An 11888-nucleotide genomic window follows, 5' to 3' on the forward strand; every position below is an offset into this window, starting at 1 on the left:
ATATATCTCCCTTATGGGTAATGAGTACTTTATAATTAGTTACGAAGAGGCTTGCCGGTTTTCAACATGTGCTGAATTCTGGCCACTGTTTTCTTATTACCAATAAGCTTCAAGAAGTTTTCCCGCTCAAGCTGGAGGAGGTATTCTTCACTGATAAGGGTTCCAGGGTTCACATCGCCACCACACATGACGCTTGCTATTATTGTTCCCATCTCTGCTTCGTATTCACTAACAAAATTACCCATCTGCATATTCCACAACTGACTCTTAATGGCTGAGGCAATTCCACGTCCCGGGGCAGGAATATTTTCAACAGGACGCTTAGGTCTATAGTTAACCGCAAGACCTAAAACCTTCTGCTTAGCATCCCCAATGAGGTTATCGATATCCATACTGATGGAATCGCCGTTTCTCATATAGTCCATGCCATAGAGTTCGGCAGCACCCATGGAAACTTTCGCCATGGCGATCTGCTCGAAATTTTTAAAGATAAATGGTTGGACGTCGGTTTTATTTTTCTGAGCAATCTCAATTGCCCTTAAGGCCATCTCTTTGGTTCCACCGCCACCTGGCAACAGGCCAACACCGATCTCAACAAGCCCCATATAGGTTTCTGCATAGGCATTGATAGCATCGGAATGCAGACAATATTCTGCTCCACCACCAAGGGCCATGTTAAAGGGTGCCGACACAACAGGGATCTTAGAGTATTTCACAGCCATGGTGGCTTTTTGAAAGGATCTCAGCACCATGTTGATATCGTCAAACGCACCTTCAGCAAGGGCCACCGCCATCATCATAAGGTTGGCACCAACGGAAAAGTTTGCACCCTGGTTAGCTATAACAAGACCAACACCTTCAGACTCAGCTCTGGCGATTGCCTTATGGGTCCAGGCAAGAATATCACCACTGATTGCATTCATCTTTGAATGGAATTCAAATCCGAAGACACCATCACCAAGATCAAGGATGGAACAGTTTGCATTCTTCTCCACAACCTTGCCGGCTTTTTTCAGGATCTCCAGCTTGATCTGCCCATCCTTCACAGGCACAGGCTTGTACCCTTTTTCGACCAGGTCAAAGTACTCTTTGACTCCAGCGTCACTAAAGCGATAGAAGGACTCTATCTCTTTTAAGATTGGAGGCATTGCAATGCCATCCTTTTCAGCGCGCTTGACGAAGCTTTGCACGCCAATGGCATCAAACATCTCAAATGGACCGATTTCCCAGTTAAAACCCCAGCGCATGGCGTTATCTACATTGACAACGTCGTCTGCTATTTCTGGAATTCTATTGATGGTGTAGATAAGGGTGTCGCGGATCGACTTCCAGGCAAATTCAGCGGCCTTATCAGAGGCTGCCACAACCATCTTCAATTTTTGTGCAGGGTCATCCACCTGCTTCACGCTCATAACGGAAGGAAATTTAGGCTTGGCAAGCGGCTGATATTCGCCACTGTTATAATCGTAGTAGAAAATCTGTTTCTTGCCATCCACCATGGCTTTCTTATAAAAGCCCTGCTTGGTCTTGTTACCCAGTTGACCTGCATCGATCATTTTTTTCATGAAGTCAGGCAACTTGAAGACCGCGCGCTCTTCATCATCCGGGAGCAGATCGTGGGAGTTGGTTCCAACGTGGGCAAGAGTATCAAGGCCAACCAGGTCAGCTGTTCTAAAAGCGGCACTCTTAGGTCGTGCGGTAGCAGGCCCTGCCACTGAATCAACCTCTTCAACTGTCATCCCCATATCCACCATATGCTCTATGCCCTTATAGATGGCGTAGGTACCTATTCTGTTGGCGATAAAATTGGTGGTATCTTTTGCGAAAACAATTCCTTTACCCAAACGCTTGGCGATAAAGTCACTGAGTCCCTGTACGATTGCAGGATCTGAACCTTCACATGGAACGATCTCCATGAGACGCATATAACGCGGTGGATTAAAGAAGTGAGTGGCAAGGAAATTTTTCTTCACCTCAGGTGGCAGAACTGCTGCCATCTCATTTACTGAAAGACCACTTGTATTGGTTGTAAGGATGGCATCTTTAGCCAAATGGGGAACAAGTTTTTTCAAGAGATCAAGTTTGATAGGCATATACTCAACAACAACTTCTATGATCCAATCACAATCGCTGAGTTTTGCAAGATCATCTTCGAGATTGCCTACTGCGATCTGAGAGGCATACTCTTTCAGATAGAAAGGAGCAGGCTTCATCTTGAGCAAACCATTAAGGCCCGCCTGGGCAATTCGATTTCGGACGACGGGGCTTTCAATGGTCAAGCCTTTGGCATTTTCCTTTTCATCCAACTCTTTTGGAACGATATCCAGCAATAGTACCTCTAGACCGGCATTGGCCAGATGAGCTGCAATTGTCGCACCCATTACACCAGCACCAAGTACGGCTACTCGATTAATCTGCCTCATGTTAGTTCTCCAATATTATTTTTTTCGGCTGGGCAATAATGCCACTCCCATTCGCCTCGTACAACTCGTCTACAATATCCTTATATTTCTCATAAATTACCTTTCTCTTCATCTTGAGTGTCGGGGTCAGTTCGCCTCCTTCAATGGTAAATTCCCGTGGTACAATGGAAAAATATTTTATGGTTTTATATGACGGCCAATTTGAATTCATTGCTTCTATTCTCGATGCAAACAGATCAACAACTTTTTTGTTGTGTACCAGCTCATCTATATCGATGTAGCTTACCTCCTCCTCTCTTGCCCAATCGATCAAACGTTCGAGGTTTGGAGTAACAATTGCCACGATATACGGCTTTCGGTCACCAAAAACGATGGCCTGTGAGATATACTTATCAAGCTTCAGTTCATTTTCAATGGGTTGCGGGGCGATGTTTTTTCCACCTGCTGTAACGATGAGTTCTTTTTTACGATCAATGATGTAAACAAAGCCATCTTCATCAATACGGGCGATGTCGCCTGTCTTAAACCAACCATCTTCAAATGCTTCTTTAGTGGCTTCCTCGTTTTTATAATAGCCGCTCATAAGCTGCGGACCTTTCACCAGCAACTCACCATCGTCTGCAAGCTTTGCCTCGGTATCTTTTAAAAATTTTCCCACAGAATCAAAACGAACCTCACCTGCACTTGCAATTGTTACCGCAGGGCTCGTTTCTGTAAGGCCGTAACCGTTAAAAACCGGGATACCAATAATCCACATGAATTCGTTAATGGTCTTATCAAGGGGCGCACCACCACAGAGAAAGAATTCCAGCCTGCCACCAAAGCGGGCACGGATTTTCTTAAAGACCAGCTGGTCATAGATTTGATACCGTAGATTAAGAAGTCCAAGTGGCTCCTTCGTCACATATTTCTTATGTACATATTCACGACCGACTTCAATGGCCTGATGAAACAGGTTTCTCCTGATTTGAGGCATCTGGTGGACGCTTTCATAGATTCTGGAGTAAATTTTTTCAAAAAGCCTGGGCACACTCACCATTGAAGTTGGCCGTATCTCCACCATATTTTCCATTACCGCTGCAACATTTTCTGCAAAGGCGATATGATTGCCATGAAGCAGGGTCACATAATACCCACCGGTTCTCTCAAGCACGTGACTGAGCGGCAGAAAACTAAGGGTCGTCATCTCATTCTGTGGCATTGCAAGCTGGTTGGCCCCATAGTCCGCATTGATCATTACATTGCGCTGGGTCAGAAGAACCCCTTTGGGGACTCCTGTCGTCCCGGAGGTGTAGATAATAGTCAGGATATCTTCCTGTTTAATAGCATCTATCTGTTCTTCCAGAACTGCTTTATCACGATCATCCAGTGGAGTGCCGGCTTCGGAGAGTTGATACTGGGTATACACAGGAAAAGTGAGATCCCCCATGAATCGTTCATAGGCAACAACCAGCTCAACGTTTGGGATATCGTCTTTTACTGAAAGTAATTTTTCGTACTGTCCCTTAGTGGAACAGAACACTATTTTTGCTTCACAATGGTTCAGGATGTAGGCTGCCTGTTTCCCGGTGTTTGTTGCATAAATCGGAACAGTTATCCCACCAGCACTCTGAACCCCAAAGTCTGAGATAGCCCAACCAAGCCGGTTTTCTGAAAAAATAGCCACCTTATCCCCTGGCTTCATTCCAGACTTGCGCAAACCTCTGGCGAGCATCAATACCCGTTCGTAAAACTCTGCATAGGTCAGGGAGAGGAACCCCCCTTTTTTCTTATAACTAATTGCGGTTTTATCACTAAATTTTTGTGCGTTTTCTTTCAGTACTGCCGGGATTGACTGATATGACATAATATTCATACGAACGATCTCCCCAGATGCTGTTCACACTTTCTCACAACCGTAACGTTTACGTTAAATCAACCTTATGTTTTTCTCTATACCTCACCTTAACGTGTAAGTCAACCTGTAATCGTATTGACTTTCAATTGGAAAAGACCTGTGTGTTCACAGGTAAAACGTCATTACCCACATCACACACCAAACAATAAACTAAGATTCCAGTAATTTACTTGAAACCAAACGGTTTAACAATCAATAGTGTATTTACCAGATAATCGTTTTTCTTATCAACGCAGTAGAAACTCTATTTTTACGTTAACTTTAAAAAAGTAATAAATTGCCTTCATTTTTTTCCTATCAACTTCACACCAATCACATATTGATGAAATGATCAAATCAACCCATATAGCACTGATATTCCGTTTATTTTAAAAACAATACCTGGGATTGTATTTATTTCTTTGAGGAAATGATCAAAGACAAAACAGCTATTTAGCCATACCCCAAACGCGGACTTATCTACAGACCATAATTTCATAATATTTTTACATGTATATTCAACACCTTAGAGCTCAGCCACCGTTGCACGCAGAAGTCCCCTAATAACAGGTACATAATTTGCTTAGCTAATTGACAACTATGATAGGTAGTTTGAAAACGGTAACACAGTGAACTCGATGAACTTTTGATCAATCAAAATTGGTGTAAGGACTGCTGCATTTGTATCAGCTTTTGATTACGCCACGTAATGGGACAAAGGACACATGTCATGAACCAGGAACTCGTAAAAGATATTGCCTTAACTGGGAAAAACGGCGTTTTACCTGCAGATGGCGCAGATATCATTAGTAAGGCTGAGGCTGTGGGACTCGATTTACGAATCCTTTACCAAGCCGTCATCGATCTTTCTGCTGATGGCCTGCTCACTGCTAATTGCATCAACCTCGCAGCGGGCATTCTCTTACAAGAGTTGGGCCTGCCCCCCTACTTCTTCGCCCATATCCAAAAAGAATCCCTGACCCAACTTCTCCAGGCCATCGCATCCAGCATCAGAGTACTTGATGGCCGGGCTGCACTTTTTGGCAGGGTCGCCCACATTGATTTTGATCTCAGCTATGGTTCAGAAGGCCAACGTGTCAGAATAGCCACTGAAGAAACCCGTGACAGCATGGAAGCAATACTCGAAGACATGCTCGCCGGCCATAGAAGAGAATACTACTATAGCCCGGAAAATGGCTATTATACTTATATCATAAGACCTGAGACCATCGCAGATTTTGCAAAAGAGGATTTTTCTCAATCACCTTTTCTCTACGCACTGGCAGGAGACTACAGTGTCACTCCAGAGCCTACCCGGAGGCGATACGCCCGGTTCCTCGAACTCTCTCAACAGTCAACGACCCCACTTATTCAGGTGTATAACCTTCCTGAAAGCGGTGAAACACGGCTGATGTTCAAGTCGGATTTTGAGTCACCACAGTTACCCATACTACGGAAAATCCTCGATGACCGCGGCTATACACTTGTGCGTGCATATTGGGAACCTTTTGCTGCCGAATCTGATCTCCCCACCTCTCTTTGCTCACTTTATATCCGCGGTGAACTCACCAGACGTGATGAAAGCGCCCTTGTAAAGGATCTCAAAGATTTCCTTTCATGCCCCACCGGCTCTGCAAACAAACTGTACCTCGATGGCACCTTATCTTTTAAAGAAATGCTCTTTACCATAAACGCCATCGACTTCACCCATCTCTTCATCTTTAAAGAGAGAGAAAATGCAACGGACAAGGATATCCTCAGCCATCTTACAGACAAGGATCATCAGGACGCCTTTGCCAAACGTATCCAGGATTCAAATAAGTCAACATATGAAGTCGGTCAGATTGAGCGGGTCGTTCTAAAAAATCCTGACTGCCTCAAAGAACTCTATAACCTGTTTAAAGCACGCTTTGACCCGAGCATAAAACCACACTTAAGTGATACCGATCTCAAGACTGCCTGGCAGAAATTTGAAAAAATCATCAACAGTAGATTTATCGATTTCCCCATCGGCTATGACATCTTTTGTTTCATGTTTAAGATCGTTTCCGCCACCCTTAAAACCAACTTCTATTGTGAGGAAAAACGATCGTTTTCTTTCCGCTTTGACAACCGCATCCTCGACCCGCTCGTTTTCAGCCAATTTGTTTTTGGTATCTTTTTTGTAAACGGTCACTACGGCTGTGGAACCCATATGAGAGCTGCAAACATTGCCAGGGGTGGCTTAAGACTGCTACGAGTTTCCAGATCTAATTATGACAGCGAGGTTGATGGGGCAGTTCTACTTAACTACGCTCTGGGACCAAAGGCACAACGAATTAAACATAAGGATATTTGTGAAAGTGGTTCTAAAGGAGTGGTGATTCCCCATCCATATTTTGCAAAAATCGGTAAAGAAGCTCTCTATGATTACACAGAGGGTATAATGGACCTGATCCTCCTGCCGGAGAGCTGCGTTGTGGACTACTACAATCAGTCTGAGATGGTCTTTTTTGGCCCGGATGAAGGAACAGCCGGACTTATGGATAGCGTGGCCCTTCGCTCTAAAGAGCGAGGTTACACTCATTGGCGAACTCTTACCACAGGGAAAAGTTTCGGTATCCCCCATGACACCTATGGCCTCCTGGATTCAGGCAAGGCATTTGGTCTCTATGGTCTTGATGACAAAGGGGTCGAGCTGCACATTGAGGGTGAAGATCCCATCGTTACCACCAATATGGACGATATTTTTGAACAAATTGGGGACAATGTAGAGATTTCCGGCATGACGACTACATCTGTCATGTCATCTTTTCGCGCACTCATTGAGCACTACAAGGTGGAAGAAAAAGACCTCAACCTGATGATTACAGGTGGCCCCGATGGAGATCTCGGTGCCAATGAGATCCAATGCTACAAGGGCAAGATCTGTCTTATCATTGATGGAGGTTCTATCCTCTTTGACCCTGAAGGCCTTGATAAGAAAGAGCTACGAAAAATCAGTTTTATGCGTAATGGTTCTCCCCGGGTTAACAGTCTCGGATACCCCGTAGACAAACTGAGCAAAAAAGGTTTTCAGGTCCCCCTTGGTGGACAGAACATTGCTCTTCCAGACGGGAAAATTGTGGATGATTGCGCCATGTTCCACAGAACCTTCCTCACAGCACCAGAAAACAGAGTATATCTGGAGCAGGCAAATATCCAGGCCTTCATTCCCTGTGGAGGTTTTAAAGACACCATCAACAGAGGTAATGTCAAAGACTTTATTCATAATTGTAATGAACTGCGCTTCATCGTAGAAGGCGCAAATGTGTTCTTTGACGACAGCGCCAGACGCTACATTGCGACCAAAACATCAATCAAACAGATTAAAGATTCCAGCGCCAATAAGGGCGGCGTTTTCTCAAGCTCCATAGCCGAAGTGCTCACCGCATTTTTACTCGGAGACAGTTACGAATCACAGCTCCTTGAAGACCATGCCACCCAGTGGGGCCTGATCAAGGACATTATGATGATGGTGAGTCGTTATGCACAGCAGGAAACAAAGCTATTACTGCAACTCCATGAGGCGAATCCCGAAACACCTCTCTTTGATCTCTCAGAGAAAACCAGTGAACTGATCTTTGAACTTCAGGATAAGATCGAAGAGCATATCGAAGATCTCGCTAGCAACAAAGAGATCCTCAGCCGAGTACTGCAGGATTACATCCCGCCTGTACTCACCAGCAAATTGGGACTCGACTACATAATAGACCACCTTGGGAGCGAAGAACTGCGCCCATATCGCAACGCCATACTCAGCAAGAAAATTGCGGCAATGGCCTATTACAAGTATGGCACCGACTGGGATCGATTTACAGCCGACGTGGAAAAAAACTTTGAGAAATCGATCGTCAAGGCACTGAACGATTAACCCCGGTAAACACGAAATAAGCCGGGATAAGTTCCTTCACGAAGTAATTTTCCTGCAAAAAACAAGAAAATTACTTCTAAGTCACTAAACATATTGTACCAATTTTACTTATTTTATTACTTTACTGCGGAGAGAGTAACATGAAGATGATGAAAGAAGATAAATTACGCATACTCAGTATTCTAAGCAATAATCTGACGAATCCACAACCACAGGTTGTCGATATCAAAACAATATCTGCTGCCATCAACCTCAGCATGAAAGAGACCAGACAGCTTCTACTCTGCATGGATAAGAATGGAGAAATCCAGAGTGATATAGACGGTAATTACTCTCTTATCACCCAGGCAGGGCTGTCATCACTGAGTGCATCACAGCTCTGTGCATAAATAACGAACAGAACATCTTTAACGGTTGTCTGTAGACATCATTATTTTCAGACAACCTCTATACTACCCTTGCCGTTTTGTGATGACATGGATAACGTGGACTGACACGTATCAGTTCACACCCTGCTGAATTGCCACCTTTGCAGGGTAAAATATCATATCCATAAGGTGAGGTATATGACCCGACTTTTTCTTATTTCAGGTGGGCTTTCCGCATTCATCGGAGTACTCACACGATCACTCAGCTCCCATGCAATCAAACCATTTCTCCTTGAAAGAGGGAAACTGGACAACTTTAATCTAGCTGCTGACTACCTTGTCTTCCACGGCCTTGCTCTGATTGCAATTGCAATCCTCAGTCACCTCTTTCCCGAGGCAAAATTTCAAAGAGCCGGCTGGACCTTTATCATCGGCTCACTCTTTTTCCAGGGTTCTGTCTTAACAAAGAGCTGCGTCTCTATTGCTCCCTTTGGTTTTATTACTCCCCTCGGCGGTTTCTTCCTTATGGCTGGCTGGTTGTTGCTTATACTTTCAGCACTTTCCTGTATAACTCCAAGCCACTAATCCGCCACTACTTTTCCTTGCTCGCAGCTGACTAAATTCTCAGGAGTCAGCTGCAGACAAAACAGCACCACCCTGACAACCCCCTCCACCAAACACACTCTAATTACCTAACCCTGATAGATTGGAAATAAGTCGGGATACGTACCTTCACCAAATTAATTCCTGCCACAAAAACGCAGAAAATAATTTATAAGGTGCTAAAAAACTGAACTTTTCTGTACCCATTCAGAACAGAATTCTTTGACAAACATCAAATCATGCAATAGAAATTATCACTTATACATATAATAACGGTTTTTAGATTTTTAAATTTAACAGACAGGAGAAAGTATGCACAATTATCTTGCCAGGGATCTCATGGTTCCAATTTCCGAATACGCCACCGTGAAAATTGGGACACCGCTCATCGAAGCTGTTCAGGCTTTGGAGGCAGCTCAGGAAACGTACACGGAAAGTAAATATCAGCATAGAGCAGTTCTCGTACTCGACAACAGCGGTAATGTCGTTGGAAAAATCACACAGTTACGTGCATTGAAGGCAATTGAACCTAAATTCGATTTTGTCGGGGAAATCAAGGAACTCAAAAAGTTTAACTTCAGTGACGACTATCTTGTCGAACTACGAGCAGCATACCGTGAACAGAGTAAAATCATTAACAAGACAACACTTACAAAGGCTGCTGGAAAAAAAGTTGAGCAATTCATGCAAACCCACTCCTCTGGGGAATACATTAACGAAGAGGGAAGTATTGACCAGGCAATTCACAAATTAGTATCCGGTAAGCACCTCTCCCTACTGGTTACAAAAGATGAGAAAATCACTGGTATATTAAGAGTAGCAGACGTATTTGCCGCTGTCTTTGGTGAGATAACAGCTCTTAAAATTTGACCCCATTAAAGGAAAAAAGAGTCTCAAAGACTCTTATATTCTTTTCTTGTTTTTTGGAGTCAGATATTAATAATATTACTGAAAAGGTTGCAAATGAACGAATTAATTAAATTATATCAGCGAATTGTCCAAAGAGTTAACATCAACCTCAGGGAGATGAAATTTGACGTAAACCCCTACGCCAAACACCTCATCGCCATTGACCAGATGAAAAACTTTTACGCCTTTTACGGCATAACAACTGATCATCCACTGGACCTTCATTTTGAACATTCGGCTCTTGCCGGAAGCTATTTTTTAGGTAAGTGCAAGGTCAAAAATTCCATTCTTTACAAGAGTGATATCCGTGGCGATGAGTTAAAGCGCGAAGGAGACGTGTACAAATCACACGGTTTTGAGATCACCCTCACAAAAGATGAAGTTATTGATGTGCAGGACAGTGCCCTTATTAAAACGCTTGTTCATAACTATTCACATGATCCCGAAACTCCAGATCGTTTTTTCATCAAAGATACACTTTCCATGGATTACGCCAACATCCACGGCGCCCCTTCTGATGGATGTTTCTTAGGCCCTTTTGCAACGGTTGACCTCACCACCATGCGAGATTGTGCCATTGGAGCCTATTCGTATATACAGGCGGGTGAAATATCCCATCTCAATGTCGAGCCAGGAACCATCTGGGTTAATAGTCCCGGCAATTTCAACTTCCTCTATAAATACCCCAAAGATGGATTGGAAGAGTATGTCACTCTTTCCCAGGAGAACAACGTTCCCTTAGGAAAACTGATCGACTTTATCGAAGAGAGAAAGGAGAAATTTCAGCGGGTCTTTGATTTTGTTAATCTGGATGATATGGACAATGTTCCCGAGACATCATCGCTGGATCGATACGCAGTTGTACTACCCAATTTTAAGATTGCTGAAAATGTTCTTATATCTCAGCGGGCTTATATCGAGAACTCCAGCCTCGGCAAAGGTGCCAATGCCCAGGAAAACTGTTTTATCATCAATTCAAATCTTGAAGGATACAACGTTTCTGCCCACGGCTCTAAGATCTTTGAAGCTGATCTTAAACCAGGTGTGTTCACAGGCTTTAACAGTTTTGTCCTTGGTAAAGCCGATGCCCGTGTGACTGTTGGAGAAAACAGTATCATAATGCCACACACCATTATCGACAGTGAAACAGCAATCACCATTCCACCGGGGCATATTGCCTGGGGACTCATACGCTCCATGGAAGACCTTGAGACCAACAGTCTCTCCCTGGAACAACTTGAGGCGCACAGAGGGCCACTAACCAAAGGCAGAATGCATTTTGAAGGTAACGGAGCCCTTCTTGTAAAAGCCTTTAAAGACCGTATACATCATATTCTTGAAGTGAATGGTGCCTTTTTCGAAAACGGTGAAAATGATGGCCACGCACAACGGAACCAAAAGCTCTCACTCAACACCATCCAACCCTTCCAGTTTGGCGGTATGGAAGGAATGTACCCCACAATCCGTATACTTCCTTAAGGGTACGTTGAAAAATTAGATAATAAGCAAATTTTCATAGTTGCCGTAACAGGTAACACTGATAACACCCCAAGGCTCATCCGGCATCTGCCGGATGAGCCTTTTTTATTTCTTTTTGGCTAACAAACCAAACCAATTACAACAACACTGCTCCAATGGTCCCACCTTTCGCATAATTATTTTTCAAAAAACCAAAACAATATTGGTAGTACCAATTACCTAAAGTTCGAATGGAATCGCAACACCTTACAGGACATAGACCGGAAAAACCCTCAAAACAAAGGGTTTTAGTCTTTAACAATACCGCAAAAAATCACTTGACAACCCACACCCCCATA

The 11888-nt window shown here is 43.7% G+C and carries 7 protein-coding genes; 5 read left to right on the forward strand and 2 right to left on the reverse strand.

Features of this window, described 5'->3' with window-relative positions:
* Window positions 1-35: 35 nt before the first annotated feature.
* Window positions 36-2423 (reverse strand): 3-hydroxyacyl-CoA dehydrogenase/enoyl-CoA hydratase family protein, encoded by a 2388-nt coding sequence (locus tag ACX6CI_RS16695; RefSeq protein WP_458774786.1) that lies wholly within the window; start codon window positions 2421-2423, stop codon window positions 36-38.
* Between the two features lies 1 nt (window position 2424).
* Window positions 2425-4278, reverse strand: a complete 1854-nt coding sequence (locus ACX6CI_RS16700; protein WP_458774787.1) for an AMP-dependent synthetase/ligase — start codon at window positions 4276-4278, stop codon at window positions 2425-2427.
* 751 nt (window positions 4279-5029) lie between these two features.
* Between ACX6CI_RS16700 and ACX6CI_RS16705 the strand changes: the two genes are divergently transcribed.
* From ACX6CI_RS16705 to ACX6CI_RS16725, 5 genes are all read left to right on the forward strand, one after another.
* Window positions 5030-8191: an NAD-glutamate dehydrogenase domain-containing protein gene (locus tag ACX6CI_RS16705; RefSeq protein WP_458774788.1), complete on the forward strand. Its 3162-nt coding sequence runs from the start codon at window positions 5030-5032 to the stop codon at window positions 8189-8191.
* A 140-nt stretch (window positions 8192-8331) separates the two neighbouring features.
* Window positions 8332-8580, forward strand: coding sequence for a hypothetical protein (locus ACX6CI_RS16710; RefSeq protein ID WP_458774789.1), 249 nt, complete (start codon window positions 8332-8334; stop codon window positions 8578-8580).
* 177 nt (window positions 8581-8757) lie between these two features.
* Window positions 8758-9144 (forward strand): DUF423 domain-containing protein, encoded by a 387-nt coding sequence (locus tag ACX6CI_RS16715; protein WP_458774790.1) that lies wholly within the window; start codon window positions 8758-8760, stop codon window positions 9142-9144.
* A 330-nt stretch (window positions 9145-9474) separates the two neighbouring features.
* A complete protein-coding gene (locus ACX6CI_RS16720) occupies window positions 9475-10032 on the forward strand; it encodes a CBS domain-containing protein (protein WP_458774791.1) in 558 nt (185 codons plus the stop codon).
* Window positions 10033-10125: 93 nt separating this feature from the next.
* Entirely contained in the window at window positions 10126-11550 is a 1425-nt protein-coding gene (locus ACX6CI_RS16725; RefSeq protein ID WP_458774792.1) for a transferase, read from the forward strand.
* Window positions 11551-11888: the final 338 nt, after the last annotated feature.

This window comes from Desulforhopalus glucosivorans (genome assembly GCF_054397165.1).